Below are 22,538 nucleotides of genomic sequence, written 5' to 3' on the forward strand. Positions count from 1 at the left end.
TCGTTTTCTTATTGATCAATTCAATGGTATTGGATTATTGAAATATCTTTGAATCTTGGTAATCCACCAATAATCATCAGTTGGAGGTGAACCCACTCCATCAGTACTACTATTTACTCCGGCACCGAATAATATTGAAATGACTCCTGCATCTTTTGCCTTATCCATATGATATGCCCATGTTATAGTATCAGTACCATTATCTGTTATCTTATTATCATTATGTGTGTTAATCTTGAAATAATCAAATCGTCCAGTAGAACCTGGTTTGAATGTATCCCCTAGGAAAAATACTGGTGCAGAATCTTCATATTTAGTACAAGATCCATTTAAATCAGGAAAAAGCCCATTGTTATATGGATTAGGTGCTTCACTTGAATTAATATGACCTACCGGTATCTGCCACAAGATAACAGGAAGATTAGAACTGGTATTCATGACTTTCACGAATTCAAGATAATTATTCCATATATCACTATTCCAAAACCAATTAGACCCTGCTGGATCATTAGCTGCCTCAGGAGTTACTCCCCCACCATCTAAACCATATTTATCAATTGAAACAAAATCTGCTCCATATGTTTTTACACCTGCACTAACATAGTAATCAGTAATAAGCTGTGCCTTACTTCTAATGAAATTCAATCCATCTGTTAACCCCATTGTCTCTGTTTTATGTAAAATACCATTGTTAGGGACATCATGTCCATCATAAGCCCATAGATTGAATTGCCATCCATAGTGAGCTTGTGGATAATATTTGTTGACAATATAATTAATTGATTTTACTAGACCCTCAACAGTATTAGGAAAATCTGGGTCTACACCATTAGTCAACACACCACTGTTATACGCAGCACTAACTTGTGCTGTAATCTGGTTAGGTTGTTTACCTGATTGCTGCATCATATACCCTAGAAAATCAGGCTCGAATACTATACCTACCGTATCATCTTCTGCATATTCATTACAGATGTCCAAGAAGAATTTTAGATCTTTGTAATACGCATCCATATATGAAGTATCTTGAATATGAGCTAAATCCAATCCATAACTTTCTCCACTGTCTGGAATGTTATAGTATACAAAAAAAGGTATTAGACCTAATTTTCTACTTTCGATAATAAAATTCTTAGCACGTGCTCCATCAACATTAGTCCACGTACGCCATCCGTTTATTGGACCACCGTTAATATAGATATATCTTATATCCATTCTCTTATTCTTGTCATCCCCATGGAAATCCCTCCAGAAATCAAGATCTCCTTGTTTATCTTCACTTACAGAACCTATAGAAAGATAATCTGGCATACCTGGAAGACTTCCATCCACATTCTTGATTCTAACACCAACATATCTTTCTTCTCCTGTATTTGTTTCTTTGATTTTTAGAGAAGCTCGTCCCGCTTTTTTACCATTGATCTTAAGGGTACTATTGTTTTCTATGGAACAATCCATTACTGAGCTATTATTTGTAATAACTGTGAAATCAGGGTTAGAAACTCCATTGAAACCAAGAGTATAACTGGACATCCCTTGAGGTTGTGTAAATTGATAAACGACCTTCTGTGTATCGATTCCATTAATTATTATGTTACCTGTTGCATTACCAACTACAACTGAAATCTCGTTACTGGCTGTGGTTCCATATGAATTAGCTAACTCAACATAATATTTATATGTTCCTTCTATTGTTCTTCCTCTTACTTGAAATGTTCCGTTTTGTGGGTTAGGTGTAGCATCAGTCAAAATACCACTATGTATTTCCTGATAATTCCCTGCTCCAATCTTCTCAAATACCTTCCAACTTGTTCCATTATTACCGTACCAAATGTTCCATGTCAAATCATAATCACCGTCAATATCTCCAGACCATTGATTATGGCTTAGAGATGGTTTAATAGGAACTCCAGTTCCTACTGCACTTGAAGGTATAATTGAAACAGTCAGAATTAAAGTAATGCATATAAATATTGAAAAAAAAGTCTTAAAACATTTTTTTGAAAACATTTTTCTCCTCCTATCACATAATTATAGATTTATCTCTTGCTTTTATAAATGTTGCCATCACCTCCATTAAATTTTAATTTATGTCATTTTATTGGGTAATATATAAATGATTAGATATAGATGTAAGTAGAAAAATATTAAGTAAGACTTAAGTAAAAAGAAATATATATAAGCACTCTTGTATCATTATACATTTTTTGTTGGTATTTGAAATTAGTCTATCTTGTCATTATTTATACAATTTTGGCAATTATTTATGGTTATGGTGGCAAAAAAATAAAGCCTATTTACCATTTATGATAAATAGACTTCCTTAACTTACTCTACATAGCTGATTCAATTTTTGATTCTAATTGTTGTTTCGGAACCGCTCCGACTACAGTATCTACAACTTTACCATTCTTGATTAATAATATTGTAGGTATACTCATAACCCTATATTTTTGAGCTGTTTCACCATTTTGATCAACATTCAATTTTCCTATTTTAGCTTTTCCTTCATATTTTTCTGCTAATTCATCTATAACAGGTGCCATCATCTTACATGGTCCACACCAATCTGCGTAAAAATCAACTAATACTGGAACATCCGAATTAAGTACCTCTGCCTCAAAATTAAGATCTGTAAATGCTAGTGCCATAATTAAAACCTCCTTATTAAATTATATTTTGTGTTTATTATAATATCATTATATTCCAATATAACGATATATGTCAATACTTTTTTAATATTTTTTTGATTATTTAAAAACATCATCCTTGTTCTATCATATGCTAAGAATCCCGTATTATTTAATATAATATTTTATCTTAGTATACAATCTTAAATAACTTTATAGCATTTTATCCCAGCTATAATATATAATGTGTAAATATCAATTTAAATATACCACTTTATACCATTAATATCAATATTTTGCTTATTATTATTTCATAAAAAACGGGCTATCTAAGAAGACAGCCCATTTCAATATTCTTTCGTTTTTTTAATATCTATTCTATTACAAATTCTAGAGGACCTGTTGCACCATCTGCAATCTCATATTTGTTGAATACAATTACTGCTTTTTTATCATTATTAATATAAAAACCTTGATCTTCTCTAATACTTGTAAATCCTGATTCTCCATCAAAGAATCCATAATGACGATCTTCACTAGGATTAGCTTTCAACTCTTCAATCTGTTTTCTAACACTTTCATTTGCTTTATTGATATAATCCTCACCTAGAACATCTTTCAATGTTAATTCTTCATTAGTATTCAAGTCGATGTTATAATAATATGTTTCAGCATAAGCTGCAGCTAGACTTTCATGATGGAAAATGATAAATGACAAAATGGAATCATCCGAATATTTTTTCTCATAATCAAGTTTGAATTCAATTGGGTTATAGTTTTCATCAGTCCCACCTGTTGCAAAATATGCTTCTTTATACTCTTCTGCTCTTATTTCAGCTTCCTTGATTTGTTCATCCATTTTAGCTTTTATTTCTTTATTAATCTTATCCTGCATTTCTTTGTCATTAAGACCATCTACTTCTGGTATTGCTACATCTTCTGTTATAGTATCAGTCTCACGTTCATAATCCACAAATGTCAAGACCTCTGCCATTTTACCTAATATAGGTACATTAGCTACTGATTTTGCCAAAGATTCATTTGTATTAATTGCGAGTACAAACATACTACATACTACAAGACCAGCAACTGCTACTTTAAATCCTCTGCCAAATATCAGTTTTTTCTTTCTTACATCATTATTTGCTTTCTGGATTGATTTATCAACCATATCATTTAACTCCTTTGGAATAATTATCTTTTTATACTCTTGTTTGATATTATTTAATTTATCCTCCATTAAATGGCACCTCACTTATCTAATATTACCTTGAGTTTATCTATTCCATTGTATAATCTTGACTTGACAGTATTAATATTTAACCCTGTTATCTCCGCAACTTCCTCAATCTTCATATCTTCGAAATAGCGTAATACAATTATGGTTCTGTATTTCAGGTCAAGTTTTTCAATGGCATGATAGAGATCTATTTTATCGGCAATGTCAATAGTTTCTCTCTCAATTAATTCGGGAAGATCATTCGTTATAATAAGTCTTTTGTTTTTTCTTATGAAACTTATGGATGTGTTGACTATTATAGAAAACATCCATGTTTTTAATTTATCTATATTTTTTACTTTATGTACATTTGTAAGCCCCTTATAAATAGAGTCTTGAACAATATCAAGAGCCGAATCTCTATTATGTACATGGCTGTAGGCTAATCTATAGAAATCTTCTTGGTGAATTTTTATAAACTCAACAAGCTTGTTGTAATTATTATTGTTAAATGTCGACATTAGTTTTTTTTGCCTCCTTACATAGATAAGACGTTTGAAATATATAAAAAGTTGATATTATTTGAAAAAAGTTGAATATATTTTTCTCATATGCTATATTAGGTTAAGGTTACCCTTTTACATTAAGGTTTAACTAGCATTCAGTATACTTTATATTTTTAATAAATAAAATGGTAAAAATAAGATATTAGAGAAATATTTATATAGAAAGGATCAATACCTATGAACTCTGCTCGACGTGGCAATAAATTTATTTTAATACTATTATTAATAATGACACTAGCACCAGAAATTATTGGAATCATTGTACATAATTTCAATATTAAGATAACTTCTGTTAGTAGCATATTAATTCCTCAGCTTCTTTTTATAGCATTTCCAGTAATTATATATTTTATAATTACAAGGCAACCTGTAAAGAAAACATTAATGCTTAAAAAACTTGATATCATCAACGTTCTATTAGCAATAGGTATTGGGCTATTAATTCAACCTCTATTATGGTTAATTAATATAATATCTCAAATATTTTTTGAGAATAAAATTTCAGGAACTATCTTTACATTGGCAGAATATCCATTATGGATGTTACTCATATTGGTTGCTGTACTTCCTGCTATTAATGAAGAAATAGTTACTAGAGGTATCCTTATGAGCAATTATAAAAACGTGAATGTTTTTAAGGCAGCCCTAGTAAGTGGTCTATCCTTCGGTATGCTTCATATGAACGTTAATCAATTTTCTTATGCATTTGTAATGGGTGCAATATTATTCATACTAGTTAAGATAACAGGCTCTATATTTTCTAGTATGCTCATACACTTTTTGATTAATGGTTTACAGATGGTACTTGCCAAATTAGTTATATTCTTACAAGAGATGTTCGGTAATTCATTTGATTATGATATGCTTGCAAAAGAAGCAGTAACTAGAGATACAATCCTTACTATATTACCTCTACCTCTTATACTTACTTTTATTACATTACCACTAGTATTCTTGTTATTTTACGCAGCTGTCAAACATAATAAAAAAGAATACCTATTTGTTAAAGCTCCTGTAAATGAACTAGAAAAACCACTGAAAAAGAAAGATAAAGTATTTGATGTTTATCTAATCTCATCAATAGTCATATTTATTATTAATATAGTTGTTAAAGAGATTTTAGTACTGTAAAGTCAATAGATTAAAAGAGGCTACGCCTCTTTTCTTTTAGCATAGCTACGATAAGATAGGGATGTAGGATAATACATTTTACAATATCTAAAAATATATTATCCTACATCCCTATTTGATTGATTTATTTATTTCTTCTTAGTATATTTACCTAATAATTTTTCTAGATAACTTTCCATATCATCTAAGCTTTTTGTAATATCAAACTGTTGTTTTTTCTTGTTTTTTTTCCCATAACTTTGTTGTCGATACTTATATTTAACTTTATCTGAAAACTTCATACATTCTCCTGTATTATCAAAGTATGGTTACCTTTGATAATATAAAATATTATTCTATAATATTATATGAGAATTAATTATTTAAGGGAATTTGTATCATATAATTATTTCGTTTCCTACTTCACATCAATTATAAAGTTAATCTTTTCATCATTAGTTTTTTCATTATCCACTATATTAAAAGCAATTACAGTTACACCCTTATCTATTGCTGCAAATGCCCAATAGTGTTCTTTACCATATTCTTGTTGTTGTAGTGATTCACTAATTAATATTACTGATTCTGTTTCCTTTTCATATTCATAGCTTGCGTCTGTTTCTTGTAATGTAACAGCAACAATATTTTTTTCATGAACAGTTGTTTCCCTATTATCTATATCCAGTACTACATCAGGAAACACACCCAAATATCCACTTAATGTTTCTCTACTATCTATAGATATAACCTCATCTTTATCATTAGCAATGATTTTCGTAACATTATGTTGTAGGGGATAATCAGTAACGGTTAAAGAATTAATTGTCTCAAACATAACTATATTACCTAACAAAAAATCTTTAGATATTCCATCATCAAATACTACATCTTTTGTTATGTCTACAATAATATAGTTTTTCTGATCTAAAGTTTCAACAACAAATTCATCATCATTTTTTATCTCAATTATTTTACCTATATATGTTGTTCTTCTATTACTATCCTCTAACATGAGTTCACCTCTTTTTTATTTTTAAGGTATTCTTATATTAGCTTTCTCATATTAAAGGTATGTCAAATATTATAAAATATACGTATTATTTATGATCTTACTATGAACCGGTTATTTAATTCAACTTATATAAGATTATTAATTTCATTTTCATCTACTTCTAAATCAGTTATGATCTTATCAAACATAATACCCACAAATATATTGTTTTCCAAGTATTCATTGTTGAAAAGTGTATCAAAGTAACCTTTTCTGAAGTCTTCTAATGTTTCCTCTTCATCTTTCACTAATCCTACACCAATTTCCATATCATAGATATTGAATAATTTATCATATAATTCTCTATCAAAGTTATTTTTAGGTAGTATGAAACCTAGTTTATAAGATGAATTTTTATTCTTAGAACCTAGCATTACTCCAAATACAGATTTTTTATTAGTATTTTCTATAGGTACAACAACATTGTTGAATCCCTTATCTTTAACATATTTCTCAATCAATTTTATGTTATCTCTTGGTACACTATTATCTACCGAACAGCATAAATTAGTATTAATCATAACAAATAGCTGTTGATCTTTTATCAAAGTATTTAATACATCAAACCTGAAATCATTCTTATACTTATCTTTTAATTTGAAGAAATCAATAAATGTTCTACCTAGTTTTTCATCTTTTTTAATCTTGATTTTATTTTTCATATCAAACCTCCTTGTATTTTTGAAACCCCATTTTTATATTTTAACTTCCTACCTTTTTTCCTTAAATGCCTCCACTCTATAAATAGGCATACCAAGACTTACAAATTTTTTTTCATATTCCGTCATAGTATTTCCTTCTACATAATTACTATTATGCAAATCCCTAGTGACCCTTTCAGCTTTCCAACCATGCTTTTCAATTTCTTCTAGAGAGAATTCGAATAGATTCTTATTATCTGTCTTGAAACATATCCTGCCATTAGGTGCTAAGACTTTTTCATATCTTTCCAGAAAACCATGATGAGTAAGTCTTCTTTTGGCATGTCTATCTTTCGGCCATGGATCAGAAAAATTAAGATATATTCTTTCTATTTCCCCTTCCCCAAATACATCAAGTATTTGTTCGACATCCATTCTTACTGCAAATACATTATCAAGCTCTTCTTCATCTAGATTATCAAGAGCCCTAACTAATACTTTTGTGAATTTCTCAAAACCTACATAATTGATATTGGGGTTATTTTTTGCTAATGTTGTTATGAATTTACCTTTACCCATTCCAATTTCTATATGTATAGGATTATCATTACCGAATTTTTCATTCCATTTTCCTCTATAATCCTTTTCATTTTCTATTATCGTTGAACTCTCAGATACTTTTTTATCTGAATCTTTGACATTTCTTAATCTCATAATATGCTCCTTAAAATAGTTGTTAATAGTTTTATTAAGATTAATCCATAAAATTAATCATATTAACATTATTATGATTTATGTTTTAGAATTTGTCAATTACACAAATATCAAAAAAAAACCTATCCCGGTGGATAGGTCAAAAGTTTTTATATATAAATAAAAGGGGGGGTAGTTTCTACATAATTATCGTATCATATAAATATGTCCAAATTATGAATTTAATATTACTATTATATGTAAAGTTATTCATCAATTACAAACAATTTATTTCAATAAATAATTACTTACAAGCCTATTATTCAAGCTTTTATAAAATAATTACAATTTATTATTAAGCTTGTAATATTACAAACTAATGTCATAATAATACATATGTGACAAATATTCCTATAAGAATTTGGTCCTATATTATGCTAATTAATAGCTTATATATAATTCTTTTCTAATTCATATAAATATAAATCTCATCTTCAAAACAGAATAAAATTCCAGTTATTTGTATAGCCTAACATTAAGATTAATTCATTAATTCACAAAAAGTAATTAAGGAGGCAAATTCATGGAAATAACGATAGATAAGAATGAAATCGCTAATTACCAAAAACTTGATGAGATTATTTTAGAATATAAAGATAAAAATGGTATGCTTATTTTTATTTTAAAAAAAGCTCAAGACATCTTCGGATATCTTCCTATAAAAGTCCAAACATATATATCTGAAAAAATGGATATTCCTATATCTACTATTAATGGAGTTGTCAGCTTCTACTCTCTTTTTTCACAAGAACCAACAGGAAAATATATTATAAGTGTTTGTCTAGGTACCGCTTGCTATGTAAAAGGTGCTTCTGATATTTTAGAAGCAATCAAAGAAGAGTTGGGACTAGATGTTGGCGAAACAACTCATAATCATATGTTTACACTAAAAGCGACTAGATGTATCGGTGCATGTGGACTTGCTCCAGTAATAACCATCAATGATGATGTATATGGTCGACTATCTCCCTCAGATATACCTTCCATAATCCATAAATACACAAAAAATACGTAAGGAGATGAGCCTATGGACTATAAACCTATCGATTCAATATCAAAACTCAAAGAACTTCAGCAAGAACATTATGACAAACTTTCTATTCGATTAAAAAATACATCAGTTGATAAAGAAATAAATAAACATCATATATTAGTATGCTCTGGTACTGGTTGTACCGCCTCTAATAGTCAAGTGATATTAAAGAAATTAGAAAAAGAAATTAAAAAACGCCATTTGGAAGATAAAGTGAAAGTATTTAAAACTGGTTGTTTTGGTTTCTGTAAACTTGGGCCAATTATTGTTGTACATCCAGAACGTACTTTTTATTGCCATGTGAAACTAGAAGATGTGGATAATATATTAGAAGAACATATTCAAAATAATAAGGTAATTGAGAGATTATTATATAAAAGTCCTTCTACAGATAAGGTACAAGAAAAAATTGACGATCTAGATTTTTTTAATCACCAACAAAGAATAGCTTTGCGTAACTGCGGTATCATCGACCCAGAAAATATCTATGAATATATTGCTATGAATGGCTATGAAGCCATAGCTGATATTCTAAATAATAAAACTGAACCTGATAAAATTATTGAATCAATTAAAAAATCTGGTCTTAGAGGTAGAGGTGGTGGTGGCTTCCCGACAGGGGAAAAATGGGAATTTGCCCGTGCCTATAAAAATGATAAGAAATACGTTGTTTGTAATGCTGATGAGGGCGACCCTGGTGCATTTATGGACCGTTCAATTCTTGAAGGAGACCCTCATAGTATCATAGAATCTATGTTGATTGCTGGTTATTCCATAGGAGCTGACCAAGGTTTTATTTATGTCAGAGCTGAATATCCTATTGCTGTAGAACGTCTTTCAATAGCCCTTGAACAAGCAAAAGAAGTAGGTTTATTAGGTAACGATATATTAGGAACGGGGTTTTCATTTGACCTTGATATCAGATTAGGTGCAGGAGCTTTTGTGTGTGGTGAAGAAACTGCTCTTATATCTTCTATTATGGGACTTAGAGGTGAACCTAGACCAAGACCTCCATTTCCAGCAGAAGTTGGATTGTGGGAATATCCTACCCTTAACAATAACGTAGAAACTTATGCCAATATACCAATAATCCTATTAAAAGGAGCTGATTGGTACAGTAGTATAGGAACAAAAGATAGTAAAGGAACAAAAGTATTTGCACTCGCTGGTCAGATCAATAATACTGGACTTATTGAAGTACCCATGGGAACCACTTTAAGAACTATTGTATTTGATATTGGTGGTGGCATACCTGGTGGTAAGAAATTCAAAGCAGTCCAGACAGGAGGTCCGTCTGGAGGATGTATTCCTGAATCTCATCTAGATACTAAAATAGATTTCAAATCCTTAACGGATATAGGCTCAATGATGGGTTCTGGAGGAATGATTGTCATGGATGAATCTGATTGTATGGTAGATATAGCTAGATTTTATCTAGAATTTGCAACTGATGAATCTTGTGGTAAATGTGTTCCTTGCAGAATAGGAACCAAAAGACTTCTTGAGATATTAGAACGAATCACAGAAGGAAAAGGTAGTATGGAAGATATTGATATTATGAAAGACTTAAGTGTCAATATCAAGAACAGCTCCTTATGCGGACTTGGACAAACCGCTCCAAACCCAATACTAAGTTCACTTCATTATTTTGAAGATGAATATCTTGCTCACATAAAAGAAAAACGTTGTCCATCAGGAGTTTGTAATTCCCTTCTTAGGGTAGTGATTTCTGATGAAAAATGTATTGCTTGTGGAATATGTGCAAAAGTCTGTCCCGTAGATGCTATAACAGGTGAACGTAAAAAGCCTCCTTATCATATACATCAAGATATTTGTATTAAATGTGGAGCTTGCATACCAAAATGTCCTGTTAATGCCATTTACAAACGCTGACATAGAAAGGAGCTAAACAAGTGGAAAATATACGTGAAAAAGATGAACAAGAATCAAAAGAAAAACTCGTTACTATATATTTTGATGGAAACCCTTATAAAGTTCCAATGGGGATGTCTGTTCTAGAAGCAGCCAGATTAGTTAATATTGAAATTCCTAGTTTATGCTATTTAAAAGATATAAATGAAATTGGAGCTTGTCGTGTATGCGTTGTAGAAATAGAAGGAATCAGAGCTCTACAACCATCCTGTGTCTTTCCCGTTAGAGATGGTCTAAAAGTTAAAACCAACACCAAAAAGGTTAGAGACGCAAGAAGGACTGCTGTAACTTTAATATTATCAAATCATCATCGTGAATGTTTAACATGTATCAGAAATCTTAATTGTGAGCTACAAAATGTTGCAGATAGTCTAGGAATTAGAGATATACCATATACTGGTGAGATGCCTGACTATGGTTTTCACAATGATAATGTTTTTATCCAAAGAGATTATAGTAAATGTATTAATTGTAGAAGATGTATGGCAATCTGTAATAAAATACAAGAATGTAATGTTTACTCTCCATTGAATCGTGGTCTCAATACTGTTATAGCACCTAGTTTCAAAAAAGATTTGAGTGAAGTCACTTGTATTACCTGCGGTCAATGTATCATTGCATGTCCTACAGGATCTTTAACTGCTAAAGAAGATATTGATGACGTATGGAAAGTTCTAAACGACCCTAATAAACATGTCATAGCCCAAACTGCTCCTTCTATTCAAGTTACAATCGGTGAAGCTTTTGGTCTTCCAGTAGGTACTATGGTTAGAGGAAAACTTGTGACATCTCTTAATCGATTGGGTTTCGATAAAGTTTTTGCTACTGATGTTACAGCAGACCTCACCATTATGGAAGAAGCAAGCGAATTAAAGGATAGAGTTACTAACCATCCCGAAAAATTACCTCTCCTATCTTCTTGTTGTCCCGCTTGGGTCAAATTTGCAGAACATTTTTATCCTGATATGCTTCATAATCTATCAACTTGTAAATCACCTCATGAAATGTGTGGAGCCCTGACCAAGACTTGGTATGCTAAAAAATATAATATAAATCCTGATAGTATTGTCAATGTTGCAATAATGCCTTGTACTGCTAAAAAATTTGAAGCTGCACGCCCAGAGATGACATCGGACGGATATAGAAATGTTGATTATGTCTTAACAACCAGAGAATTATCTAGAATGATAAAATCAGTAGGCATACATTTTGGCAGCCTACCTGATAGTGAATATGATGAACCTTTTAACCAATTCAGCAGCGCAGGTACAATTTTTGGAGCAACAGGTGGAGTATTAGAAGCAGCTGTAAGAACTGCACATTATTTCATGACAGGAGAAGAAATAGGTGTTCCTGAATATGAAGAAGCAAGAGGTCAAAAAGGATTGAAATACGGCAAAGTCACTTTTGGAGATACCACTCTAAGAATTGCAATAGCACATGGAACAGGCAATGCAAAAAAAGCTATGACAAGGCATCTAAGTGGAGAAAAACCTTTTGACTATATGGAAGTAATGGCCTGTCCTGGAGGTTGTGTAGGTGGAGGAGGTCAGCCAATTTTAGGTGGTAAAGACCATAAGAAAATATCTCTTGATTATAGACACAATCGTGCAGACACTCTTTACAATATTGATAAAGACAGTAAAATCAGAAAATCCTATGAAAATCCTGTTATGAAACAAATATATGATGAATTCTTGGGCGAACCTTTATCTAATACATCAGAAAAATATCTTCATACGACATATATCAAAAGAGGTAAATACCCTTATCTTGAAAAAGAAATTAAAGTTGAATAAATATAGTCGTCATGAATTAAGTGTAAATAACATCTAAATAATAATCTTTTCTCTTGTTAAGATAATTATTTAGATGTTGTTAATATTTAAACTTCTTTCAATTTAATGGTTTATTATTTTCAAAATGAAATATATAGCACTCTTATTTATTCCAAATAACCTTAATCATTCATTATAGTATATATATTAAAAATATATAGTAATTTGGCACTAAAAACAATAATGCTTTAGGTTATAGTTCAAATACATATATTGACATTAATTTAACCCCTAGTATATAATGAGTTATAGTATTAAAACAGGTTTTTCTAAGTTATATTTTATTTTTCTAATATTTATACCTAATTTTTTAACAAGTTCATTACATATTATAACACTAGCTGACTTAAAGGAGACTTACTATGAGAACAAGAAAAAAATTTACAGGGATACGAGGAAAATTATTTACAGTATTTTTAAGTATAGCATTGATACCTATAATAGTTGCAACAATTATCTATACTTTAACATTCGAAAAGAACGAATACGAAAATTTTAGAGATACAACTACTCACACAATTAATCAAGTAGAGAATTACTTAACCAGTAATATTAAAACTTTAAAGGGAAATGCAAAACAAGTAGCTACTCATTCATTAGTAACTCAAATAGATAATACGATATTTTCCGTTGCTGATAAAAAAGGTGATGAAAATATTAAAATACCAACACCTGAAGTAGGAAGTCTATCAACTCAATTATTAAATGTAATGAAGAATGTGGGAGAGAGTTATCCCGATATTTATTTAATTGGAATAGGCGTAGAAGAAAATGGTGGTTATATAAAATGGCCAGTAAAAGAGGGTGGTTCAAGATCTCCAGGTTATAATCCCAGTGAAAGAGGATGGTATCAACAGGCTTGGAATAATCCTAACGAAGTTATCCTAACGGATCCTTATCAATCAACAGGAACAGGGAAGTTATTTATGAGTGCTGCCTCTGTCATAAAAGATGAATCAGGAAATGACAAAGGTGTTGTTGCTGTAGCTCTAAGTTTGGAAAATCTAACAAATACAATCAAAGATATCAAGATAGGTGAAACTGGATATGTTATCCTTGTGGATGGAAACGGTAAAGTATTAGCTCATCCTAAAAATGAAAATTTAATATTTAAAGATATTAAAGATGTATTTCCAAAAGAATTATTAAATGAAAATGAACTTAAGGATACTGAAAATGTTGATGTCAATATAGATGGAAAAGATTATGTTGTTAATACATACACCTCTGATAAGCTTGGATGGAAATTAGTTGCCGCAATTGAGAAAACAGAAATCGAAAAAGATATTAACTCTATGAAAAAAGCAGCAATTATAATGGTACTCATATTAATATTTGTTACTTTCATATTAGCAATTATTGTTTCAAAATATTTTACAGCTCCATTAGACGGAGCTATAAAACATATAAATCTGTTAGCAGAAGGGGACTTTTCTAAAGAAATGTCTCAAAAATATTTAAAACGGAAAGATGAGTTTGGTAATTTGGCTAAGATGCTAAGTAATATGCAAAAAGATATCAAGAATCTTATAGGACAGATATCAGGTTCTGTTGAACAAGTAACCGTGTCCTCTAATGAATTCTCTCATACTACCAAAGAAACAGCACAAGCATTAGAACAAGTGGCTACTGCTATGGAAAGCCTAGCCGATGGAACAGAAAAACAGATGAACGTTGTAGGTCATAGTTCTGATACAATAGAGCAAATATTAAAAGGTATTCAACAAGTAACAGAAAATGTTAATGATGTAGCGAATGTATCTAATGATGCTACAGAAGCAGCTAATTGTGGAGAAAAGGCTATGGATGCTGTTGTTGTACAAATGAATATAATTGAAGAATCTACAGTGAATTCATCAGAAGCGATAATTAGCTTAAATGCTCATTCCGCTGAAATAAGCCAGATTGTTGATATAATCGTCACTATTTCAGAACAAACTAATTTACTTGCCCTTAACGCAGCCATCGAAGCAGCTAGAGCAGGTGAACAAGGAAAAGGATTTGCGGTTGTTGCAGATGAAGTACGGGTGTTGGCTGAACAGTCTCAGTCAGCTGCTAAAAAAATATCCGAATTAATTCTTGAAATTAAAAACGGTACTAATCAAGCGGTAATAGCTATGAATGACGGTACTGATCAAGTGAAATTAGGTAAAGAAACTGTTGTTCGTGCAGGAAAATCATACGAAGATATAATAAATCTGATTAAACATGTATCCTGTCAAATACAGGAAGTTTCTAGTACTATGCAACAAATGTCAGGTAGCAGTATTGAAATAGTGTCTTCTGTAAAAGATATAGAGAATATCAGTAGAGAAATAGCAGGTGAAACACAAACAGTATCAGCTGCAACTGAAGAACAAATGGCTTCAATACAAGAAATTCAAGCTTCCAGTGAAACTCTTTCAAAAATGGCTATAGACATGAAAAATACAACTAAAAAGTTTTCTATTTAACTGATACTTATAAAAGAACATAATATATGAGGTAGTTGATTCATTCAACTACCTCATATATATTTAATCAAAGAAATATACACCTCAAGTGTAATTATAAGTCATATAATTATGAACTCATTGCAGTTATAATAAAATCATGAAATGAAAAAACAAGGAGGAAGTTTATATGAAAAAAATAATTACATTATTATTACTAGTAACAGTTTCAACTATGTTATTTGCTGGATGTAAAAATAATGATGCAAAAAAAGAGAGTACTAATGTTCCTGAAAGCTCAACACCTGAAGCTAGTGAACCAGATGCTAATAATAGTGAAGACCCTGTTCAATTAACTGTATGGACTAATGTTGTTGGTAAACATGCAGAAGTTCTTGAAAATATTGCGAAAGAATTTGAAACACTTAATCCTAATATTCAAATTGATTTTAGTGCTCCTGGTGGAGAATATGAAAATATGTTAAAAGTAAAAATGGCAGCTAAAGATATGCCTGATATATTTTCAACTCATGGCTGGGCAAAGTTAAGATATGGTGAATTTTTAGCTGATCTAAGTAACAGAGCTTGGGCAGATAAAGTTACAGAGTCTTTTAAACCAATCGTTACAGACGAAGAAGGTAAACTTTTTGTACTACCTTTTGACCAGGATCAATCCGGTCCAATATATAATACAGCTATCTTCGAGGAATATGGCATAGAGATACCAGCTACTCTTGATGATTTCATGGCTGCATGTGAAACTATCAAAACCAAGAGTAACGGAGAAATCACTCCTATAGTATGTGCTGCTGAAGGTTGGGAAGAAGCTCAATTCTTTGATTTCTTTGCAACACCACTATTGATAAGTCCAGAGAAAAATGAAGCAGAAGCATTATTAGACCAAACTTTTGATTGGAACAAATGGGATGTTCTACCAGAAAAATGGCTAGAAATGTATGAAAATGGTTATATCAATAAAGATATCTTCACAGTAAAATTCAGTGATAATATTGCAAAATTTGCTGAAGGAAAAGCTGCTATTGGTTTCTATGGTCCATATTTCATTGAAGAAGCACGAGCTCTTAATCCAGAAATCAAAGCAGATATGATGCCTATCCCTGCTATCTATGATGGTGATGAACCAACTTTTGCTGGTGGAGAAAAAACAACTTTTGGTGTATGGAAAGATTCTCCTAACAAAGAAGCAGCTATGGCTTTCATTGATTTCTGTGCGGAAAAAGAAAATGTTGCAAAAGTATGTGCTTATACAAAATTACCTCCAGCTATTGAGGGTGTAGAGATTAACGCTGGAGAATTAACAAAAACTTATGAGAAATATGCTAATCTAAGAACTTTCCCATATTTTGATAGAGTATATCTTCCAAATGGAATGTGGGATGTTATGTGTAAGAATTCTCAGTCCCTATTAGGTAAAGTTATTACTCCTAGAGAATTCTCCGAAAACATGGAATCTGAATTTAACCGTTTACATCAATTACAAGATAATTAATTATAAATACATAATTTAATTAAGGGGCTGTCTCATAATGTTAGCCAATGAACGAATATATTATGAAACAGCCCTTTTTGCAACTTATTAATTATTGAATCTAGAAAGGAATAGATATGAAAACGATACAAAGCAAACTTAAAAAGCAGTTACACTCACCTAAAATAGTCAATATCATGTATGTTCCTGCTCTTATCTTCTTTGTTCTGCTAATTTTTTATCCATTTTTTCAGGGAGTCATTATATCCTTCAAAGAATGGAATGGTTATTCTCCAAAGTTTCTATGGGTAGGATTACAGAAGTATCAGAGACTATTTCATGATAAAGATTTTTATTTTACTGTGAAAAATACATTAATCTATGGAATAGGCAGTACATTAATACAGAATATTCTAGGTCTTAGCTGTGCCATTTTATTAGACCAAAAGATGAGATGTGAGAAATTAGTAAGAACCGTTGTCTACTTACCAGTTGTTATAAGTGCATTGATTATGGGTTATGTATGGTATTTCTTCTTCAAATTTGAAGGTGGAGCAATTAATGATATTATGATGTTACTTGGCTTACAACCACTTGACTGGCTGGCTGTTGGTAAGCGGTCTGTTTGGATACTCACTCTTATAAATTCATTTCAATATATGGGTATTTCAATGGTTATCTACTTAGCTGGTCTTCAAGGAATACCTCGAACTTATTACGAAGCAGCTAGTATAGATGGCGCTACAAGTTGGACAAAATTCAAGAATGTCACCATTCCATTGTTAATGCCAGCTATAACAACAAGTGTAGTTATAAACATTATTGGTGGTTTGAAATTATTTGATGTAATCATGGCTATGACAAAAGGTGGACCTGGCTATACCTCATCTTCTATATCAACAATGATGTACCAAATGTATTTTGTAAGAATGGATGCTGGATATGCTTCTGCAATGGGAATCGTCATGTTCCTATTAATTAGTATCATTAGTATCATTAATGTTAAATTTTTAAGGAATAAGGAGGTAGAAATGTGAAACGACTCAGTAGATGTATTATGTATATTGTAGGCATCTTATATTTGATACCTTTTTATATCTTAATCAATTTAGCTTTTAGACCTGCTTCCAATAGCTCATCTTATTGGATACCTTCTTTTAACCTTTATTTAGAAAATTTTAAGAATGCATGGTTAGAAGCAAATATGATATCAGCATTCAAGAATAATATCTTCATCACCCTTGTAGTAGTTGTAAGTGTTATTATTATTGGTGCATTTGCTTCATATCCTTTGGCAAGATATAAAACAAAATTCAATAATTTTATTTATACTCTATGTATTTCCTGTATGATTGTACCTCCATTAACTATATTAGTGCCTTTATATAAATTAATTGTCAATACTACAGGAACCAGTACATATCTAAGCGTTATATTACCACATATAGCTTATCAATTACCTATAACCATCTTCTTATTTACTGGATTCATAGGCTCCATTTCCAAGGAACTTGATGAAGCTGCTTTGATTGATGGATGTGGACGCTTTGGAATATTTTTTAGAATTATATTTCCACTATTAAAACCAGTAACAGCTACTGTAACCATTTTAGTTGGTGTAGCTATATGGAATGATTATACATTCTCAGTATTCTTCTTGCAGAAACCTAAGATGTATACTATAACTGTAGCTCTAAGCCAATTTTTCTCTCAGTTCTCTAATCAGATCAACTGGGTAGCTGCTGGATGTATTATAGGAACTATACCATTAGTTATTCTCTATTTGTTTCTCCAAAAATACTTTGTTAAGGGATTATCTGCTGGAGCTGTCAAAGGATGATCTCACAGAATTCTATCCAATATATTGTTAGAGAATATAAAGGATAGAATTCTATTGCCCTATAATTAATTAGAATTTTTATGCTTCAATTCAGATGGATATATATTATAATAGTTCTTGAAAAGCTTGCTAAAATATCTTGCACTGTTAAAACCAACTTGATTGGCTACTTGACTTACTGTAACATTGTTGTTTGTTAATAATTCTTTTGCTATTAACATTCTAGTCTTGGTAAGATATTTCATAAAAGTAATACCTTCTTTTTTCTTGAACAATGTACTTAGATAATTAGGTGTCAGATTTAATTTATCTGCAATCTGATAGATACCTATATCCTTCATATAGTTTTTCTGAACATAGAGTTTAATTTGATTTATACTATCCATTTGATTATCATCAGTTGACTTGGTTTTAACAAGATATTTATGAGCTGTGTGTTTCAATTCATCAATGGTTGTCATCTCTGCATCAAAAGATTCATTTTTAAGCAAAGGACTTAGATATCTTTTCAAGTTATCCATTAGTGCTTGTTCATGAGTATTAACCAATTTATCAAGAGTATCAATATGACTCATGAAAGCTAAATAATTGTTACTATAGAATGCATCAAATAACCCGGAGCAATTATCAACTAATTGTAGATGCTCATCTTCTGCTTGCTCCCACATATCTTTTAAATCATTAAGGGTAAAGATATACTCACTAGGTTTTAATATCCTTAGCTGGCACATATTATATATACAATGCAGGTATTTGAAGTTGTTTTCAAGAGAATCCACAGCTTCTGAATGAATGAGTGTTAATTCCATACCTGTACAGCAATATTTCAGAATCATAACTTTTAGAGACTGATAGAAATTATTTACTATTTCCTCAGCTTCTTCATGATTTCCTAAAAATCCCCATGCCAGTACTAGGGTTAAATCAACTCCTTGTCTGTTCAAAAAAACTATTCTAATATTGGGAGTAATGATATTCTTGATCTTTTCTCTCAACTCTCCATACAATTTTTGCATTATATTATTTCTATGAGTTATATTAAAAGAATTCGTATTTATACAAAATGTCATATATTTTATATGCTCAGTATAATTTATCTCCAACTGTTCTAGGTATTGCAATTCTTGATATATACTATTCATATCCGATTCAAACTGTTGGTTCAGCAATAAAGCATATTTTTTGTTTTCCTGGAGCAATTCTGAAATAACTTCCCCCAATTCGTTAAGGCTAATAGGCTTCAATAGATAATTAGATACCCCCAGCTGTATAGCTTCTTTTGCATACGAGAATTCTGAGTAACCAGTTGTTATAACCCATTTCGTATAGGGTGCAATATTTTTAACTTTTTCAATAGCCTCAAGTCCATTCATTTTTGGCATTCTAATATCTATAAAAGCAATATCATAAGTTGCTGTTTGAAATTGAGTTATTAATTTTTCTCCATTGTCTACTTCATCTATCCACTCTTTTGATATCCCTAATTCCCCTAACATACTAACTAATGTGGACCTAACCAAATATTCATCATCAGCTATTAAGATTTTCATAGATTAACACTCCCCCTGACTTTTGATTATTTTGAAGATTTAGAGGTATTTTTATAGTAATTTTTGTACCTTCTCCTTCTTTGCTATGAATTATAATTTGACTCAATGAATTAATGAGTATTAATCTGTTTTTTATATTGGTGATTCCAACATTAGATGATATCTTATTTATATCAAATCCAACTCCATTATCTTCTACTATTATGTACATATGTTCCTTATCATCTACTTTTATTATAAATGCTTTTACTTGTAATTTACCAGATTCTTGCATTGGTTCCAACCCATGAATTATAGCATTTTCCACTAGAGGTTGTAATAGTAGTTTTGGAACTTGAATATCCCGTAATTCAGATTGTAGTTCAAGTCTATAGTTGATTCTCTCACCAAAACGCACTTTTTGCAAAGAACAATAACGTTCTAGAAGTCTAAATTCTTCTTCCAAACTAGATGTATCTTGTTGATTAAGAATATATCGCATCATTCCTGTTAAGTTAATTATGGTTTCTTCTACTTTCTTACGCTCACCTAATCTATTGAGACCTATTAACCCATTGAGAGTATTGAACAAAAAATGTGGTTGTATCTGAGATTGTAGGGCATGATATTCCGCCTTTTGTTTTTCAATGATTGCTTTATACTCCCTGCTCACTAAATCATCAATCTCATACATCATATCATTAAGATTATGACATAAATAAGCTATTTCATCTTTTCCTGATTCATCGAACAATAGAGAGCGATTCCCCTTTTGAATCTTTTCAATTGTTGTAAGCATGTTGTTAAAAGGCTTAGTGATATGATTCCACATAAGATAATAGATTAATATGGTAATTAGAAGTTCTAGAAATATAAATAAACCACCTACTACATACATACCTTTAATTTTATTATTCAACTCCGATTGAGATACTAATATATTGATATGCCATGGCAATTTGCTTAATGGTCTAGTAATAAGTCTATAATCATCTTTTGGAGACGATATCTTTTTACCTTCGTAATTAATTATTTGATCTTCCAATGTTTTTGATATTGGTTTAGTTGTATATATAAGATTATTGTTTCCATCGTATACAGTTATGATTGATGAGACACCTAGATTAATATTATTGAAAGTTTTAGCTATAATATTAGTATCCATATCTGCCATTAGGACTCCCAATGTCTTTAATGTTATAGGATCTTTTATAAGACGAGCTACGGAAAATACTTGGCTGGCTACAGGTGTTTGTAAATAATCTTGTTTATGAGCATTAATATAAGTTACTTTACTATTGCTCTTTACAGCTTCTTGATACCAATCAGCTTCTTTGAAATTGTATTCCTTTATAACTGAAGTTTGACCGTATTTTTTAGTTGTAATAAATGATTGTAAGTTTTCCGTCACAAAAAGAGCACTTAATACATCAACCCTTGTTGATTGAAGATAGTTTGCCAATGTGTATTGTATAGATTGAGTTAATAGAAATTTATTATATGTATCCAATTCTCTGTAATAATTATTATTTATCACCAACAAAGAATCCATAAAAGATTGATTAAAATAAGGCATGATAGTTATTCTTTCCAATTCATCAAAGTAACTATTAAGATTATGTTCAATAGCTATTAACGTACTATCTGTTAATACATCAATCTCTTTATTCATTGTTCTTGTAAAATAGGTTGGTATAGTTACCATTACCAAAATTGATAATAAAAATATGGATATAAGAAATACTGTAATCAATTTGAATCGAAAAGAGTAGCGATATTGTATCAAAATTTTTCACTTCCTTTAGATATATAATGCATTATACAGTAATTTGTTACAGTCTTAAAGGGACTGTCTCTAATAAGCTTTGTTAAGAAACAGTCCCATATTTATTTTATTATATAGATTACTTCTTCCATATTATACTACATTAATATATTTTAATATATGTCATATTTCTATAGTTCTTGTACTTTTTTCTACACTATACTGATTTTATATTTATAAGTAATTTTTTGCAAATAAAAAAACAGATTAAATAACTTCTATTGAAACTAGAAATTCTAATCTATTTTTTATTGTGACTTCTAATAATTAAATTAAAATAATTATATCTATTAGAATTTAATTACATATTGTTCCCATTCATGTCAACATTTTCATTATCTTGGATTTCATTATTATTTTCCTGGTTTGGTGTATTAGGATCAGTGTTGTTAGTCTTACATCCTACAAAAGAAAATAAACTTAATCCTAGAACTAATGCTATAGCTCTAATTGTATTCTTTTTCAATATACTCACCTCATCATTGTGTTGTTATTGTAGTCTTAAAGATTAGTCTTAGTGTTCACATTATTTTGCCCTTTTAATATAGTAATTATTTTACTCCTCGTTAATTAGACGCATGAACACCTCATTTAGTTTCAATAATTCATAAATTTTTTAATAATTCTTTATTAGTATTAACAATATATTA

General features: G+C 30.5%; 19 protein-coding genes. 8 read left to right on the forward strand and 11 right to left on the reverse strand.

Going from position 1 to position 22,538, the window contains the following annotated elements:
• Positions 1 to 15: 15 nt before the first annotated feature.
• From ACX6CF_RS14755 to ACX6CF_RS14770, 4 genes are all read right to left on the reverse strand, one after another.
• The gene (locus ACX6CF_RS14755) at positions 16 to 2,010 is read right to left on the reverse strand and encodes an early set domain-containing protein (RefSeq protein ID WP_458786109.1); all 1,995 of its coding nucleotides are present in this window, start codon (positions 2,008 to 2,010) and stop codon (positions 16 to 18) included.
• A gap of 323 nt (positions 2,011 to 2,333) precedes the next feature.
• Positions 2,334 to 2,651: a thioredoxin gene (gene trxA / locus ACX6CF_RS14760; protein WP_458786110.1), complete on the reverse strand. Its 318-nt coding sequence runs from the start codon at positions 2,649 to 2,651 to the stop codon at positions 2,334 to 2,336.
• 352 nt (positions 2,652 to 3,003) lie between these two features.
• Entirely contained in the window at positions 3,004 to 3,870 is an 867-nt protein-coding gene (locus ACX6CF_RS14765) for a DUF3298 and DUF4163 domain-containing protein (RefSeq protein WP_458786111.1), read from the reverse strand.
• A gap of 11 nt (positions 3,871 to 3,881) precedes the next feature.
• Positions 3,882 to 4,370, reverse strand: a complete 489-nt coding sequence (locus ACX6CF_RS14770) for an RNA polymerase sigma factor (protein WP_458786112.1) — start codon at positions 4,368 to 4,370, stop codon at positions 3,882 to 3,884.
• Between the two features lie 222 nt (positions 4,371 to 4,592).
• On the opposite strand from ACX6CF_RS14770, the gene ACX6CF_RS14775 reads away from it, so the two are divergent.
• Positions 4,593 to 5,546 carry a lysostaphin resistance A-like protein gene (locus ACX6CF_RS14775; RefSeq protein ID WP_458786113.1) on the forward strand — a complete coding sequence of 318 codons (954 nt, stop codon included), beginning with the start codon at positions 4,593 to 4,595 and terminating at the stop codon, positions 5,544 to 5,546.
• A gap of 128 nt (positions 5,547 to 5,674) precedes the next feature.
• Here ACX6CF_RS14775 and ACX6CF_RS14780 read toward each other — a convergent pair whose 3' ends face one another.
• The 4 genes from ACX6CF_RS14780 to trmB all read right to left on the reverse strand — a co-directional run bounded on the left by ACX6CF_RS14780 (position 5,675) and on the right by trmB (position 7,931).
• Positions 5,675 to 5,827 (reverse strand): hypothetical protein, encoded by a 153-nt coding sequence (locus ACX6CF_RS14780; protein ID WP_458786114.1) that lies wholly within the window; start codon positions 5,825 to 5,827, stop codon positions 5,675 to 5,677.
• Positions 5,828 to 5,943: 116 nt separating this feature from the next.
• Positions 5,944 to 6,537, reverse strand: a complete 594-nt coding sequence (locus tag ACX6CF_RS14785) for a hypothetical protein (RefSeq protein ID WP_458786115.1) — start codon at positions 6,535 to 6,537, stop codon at positions 5,944 to 5,946.
• 125 nt (positions 6,538 to 6,662) lie between these two features.
• A complete protein-coding gene (locus ACX6CF_RS14790) occupies positions 6,663 to 7,238 on the reverse strand; it encodes a hypothetical protein (RefSeq protein WP_458786116.1) in 576 nt (191 codons plus the stop codon).
• Between the two features lie 48 nt (positions 7,239 to 7,286).
• A complete protein-coding gene (trmB, locus tag ACX6CF_RS14795; protein ID WP_458786117.1) occupies positions 7,287 to 7,931 on the reverse strand; it encodes a tRNA (guanosine(46)-N7)-methyltransferase TrmB in 645 nt (214 codons plus the stop codon).
• A 562-nt stretch (positions 7,932 to 8,493) separates the two neighbouring features.
• Here trmB and ACX6CF_RS14800 point away from each other — a divergent pair.
• From ACX6CF_RS14800 to ACX6CF_RS14830, 7 genes are all read left to right on the forward strand, one after another.
• Positions 8,494 to 8,985, forward strand: coding sequence for an NADH-quinone oxidoreductase subunit NuoE family protein (locus ACX6CF_RS14800; RefSeq protein WP_458786118.1), 492 nt, complete (start codon positions 8,494 to 8,496; stop codon positions 8,983 to 8,985).
• A 117-nt stretch (positions 8,986 to 9,102) separates the two neighbouring features.
• Complete coding sequence (locus ACX6CF_RS14805; RefSeq protein WP_458786186.1) at positions 9,103 to 10,896, forward strand: NADH-ubiquinone oxidoreductase-F iron-sulfur binding region domain-containing protein; 1,794 nt, start codon at positions 9,103 to 9,105, stop codon at positions 10,894 to 10,896.
• A gap of 20 nt (positions 10,897 to 10,916) precedes the next feature.
• Positions 10,917 to 12,734 carry an NADH-dependent [FeFe] hydrogenase, group A6 gene (locus ACX6CF_RS14810; protein ID WP_458786119.1) on the forward strand — a complete coding sequence of 606 codons (1,818 nt, stop codon included), beginning with the start codon at positions 10,917 to 10,919 and terminating at the stop codon, positions 12,732 to 12,734.
• Between the two features lie 401 nt (positions 12,735 to 13,135).
• A complete protein-coding gene (locus ACX6CF_RS14815) occupies positions 13,136 to 15,226 on the forward strand; it encodes a methyl-accepting chemotaxis protein (RefSeq protein WP_458786120.1) in 2,091 nt (696 codons plus the stop codon).
• A 169-nt stretch (positions 15,227 to 15,395) separates the two neighbouring features.
• On the forward strand, positions 15,396 to 16,715 hold the full coding sequence (locus ACX6CF_RS14820; RefSeq protein ID WP_458786121.1) for an ABC transporter substrate-binding protein: 1,320 nt from the start codon (positions 15,396 to 15,398) through the stop codon (positions 16,713 to 16,715).
• Between the two features lie 116 nt (positions 16,716 to 16,831).
• Positions 16,832 to 17,731, forward strand: coding sequence for a carbohydrate ABC transporter permease (locus ACX6CF_RS14825; RefSeq protein ID WP_458786122.1), 900 nt, complete (start codon positions 16,832 to 16,834; stop codon positions 17,729 to 17,731).
• A complete protein-coding gene (locus ACX6CF_RS14830; protein ID WP_458786123.1) occupies positions 17,728 to 18,534 on the forward strand; it encodes a carbohydrate ABC transporter permease in 807 nt (268 codons plus the stop codon). The genes ACX6CF_RS14825 and ACX6CF_RS14830 overlap by 4 nt, the downstream gene beginning before the upstream one ends.
• A gap of 65 nt (positions 18,535 to 18,599) precedes the next feature.
• Here the strand turns inward: ACX6CF_RS14830 and ACX6CF_RS14835 are convergent, their stop codons facing one another.
• The 3 genes from ACX6CF_RS14835 to ACX6CF_RS14845 all read right to left on the reverse strand — a co-directional run bounded on the left by ACX6CF_RS14835 (position 18,600) and on the right by ACX6CF_RS14845 (position 22,354).
• A complete protein-coding gene (locus ACX6CF_RS14835; protein WP_458786124.1) occupies positions 18,600 to 20,084 on the reverse strand; it encodes a response regulator transcription factor in 1,485 nt (494 codons plus the stop codon).
• The gene (locus ACX6CF_RS14840; protein ID WP_458786125.1) at positions 20,065 to 21,849 is read right to left on the reverse strand and encodes a sensor histidine kinase; all 1,785 of its coding nucleotides are present in this window, start codon (positions 21,847 to 21,849) and stop codon (positions 20,065 to 20,067) included. The genes ACX6CF_RS14835 and ACX6CF_RS14840 overlap by 20 nt, the downstream gene beginning before the upstream one ends.
• 340 nt (positions 21,850 to 22,189) lie before the next feature.
• On the reverse strand, positions 22,190 to 22,354 hold the full coding sequence (locus ACX6CF_RS14845) for a hypothetical protein (protein WP_458786126.1): 165 nt from the start codon (positions 22,352 to 22,354) through the stop codon (positions 22,190 to 22,192).
• Between the last annotated feature and the right edge of the window lie 184 nt (positions 22,355 to 22,538).

The sequence above is a fragment of the Vallitalea sediminicola genome (assembly GCF_054408565.1).

Bases quoted from the DNA above. Each gene is read 5' to 3' on its own strand.
- ACX6CF_RS14770 (WP_458786112.1), bottom strand. From the start codon at position 4,370: ATGTCGACATTTAACAATAATAATTACAACAAGCTTGTTGAGTTTATA.
- ACX6CF_RS14765 (WP_458786111.1), bottom strand. From the start codon at position 3,870: ATGGAGGATAAATTAAATAATATCAAACAAGAGTATAAAAAGATAATT.
- ACX6CF_RS14815 (WP_458786120.1), top strand. From the start codon at position 13,136: ATGAGAACAAGAAAAAAATTTACAGGGATACGAGGAAAATTATTTACA.
- ACX6CF_RS14835 (WP_458786124.1), bottom strand. From the start codon at position 20,084: ATGAAAATCTTAATAGCTGATGATGAATATTTGGTTAGGTCCACATTA.
- ACX6CF_RS14755 (WP_458786109.1), bottom strand. From the start codon at position 2,010: ATGTTTTCAAAAAAATGTTTTAAGACTTTTTTTTCAATATTTATATGC.
- ACX6CF_RS14790 (WP_458786116.1), bottom strand. From the start codon at position 7,238: ATGAAAAATAAAATCAAGATTAAAAAAGATGAAAAACTAGGTAGAACA.
- trmB (WP_458786117.1), bottom strand. From the start codon at position 7,931: ATGAGATTAAGAAATGTCAAAGATTCAGATAAAAAAGTATCTGAGAGT.
- ACX6CF_RS14785 (WP_458786115.1), bottom strand. From the start codon at position 6,537: ATGTTAGAGGATAGTAATAGAAGAACAACATATATAGGTAAAATAATT.
- ACX6CF_RS14780 (WP_458786114.1), bottom strand. From the start codon at position 5,827: ATGAAGTTTTCAGATAAAGTTAAATATAAGTATCGACAACAAAGTTAT.
- trxA (WP_458786110.1), bottom strand. From the start codon at position 2,651: ATGGCACTAGCATTTACAGATCTTAATTTTGAGGCAGAGGTACTTAAT.
- ACX6CF_RS14820 (WP_458786121.1), top strand. From the start codon at position 15,396: ATGAAAAAAATAATTACATTATTATTACTAGTAACAGTTTCAACTATG.
- ACX6CF_RS14800 (WP_458786118.1), top strand. From the start codon at position 8,494: ATGGAAATAACGATAGATAAGAATGAAATCGCTAATTACCAAAAACTT.
- ACX6CF_RS14775 (WP_458786113.1), top strand. From the start codon at position 4,593: ATGAACTCTGCTCGACGTGGCAATAAATTTATTTTAATACTATTATTA.
- ACX6CF_RS14825 (WP_458786122.1), top strand. From the start codon at position 16,832: ATGAAAACGATACAAAGCAAACTTAAAAAGCAGTTACACTCACCTAAA.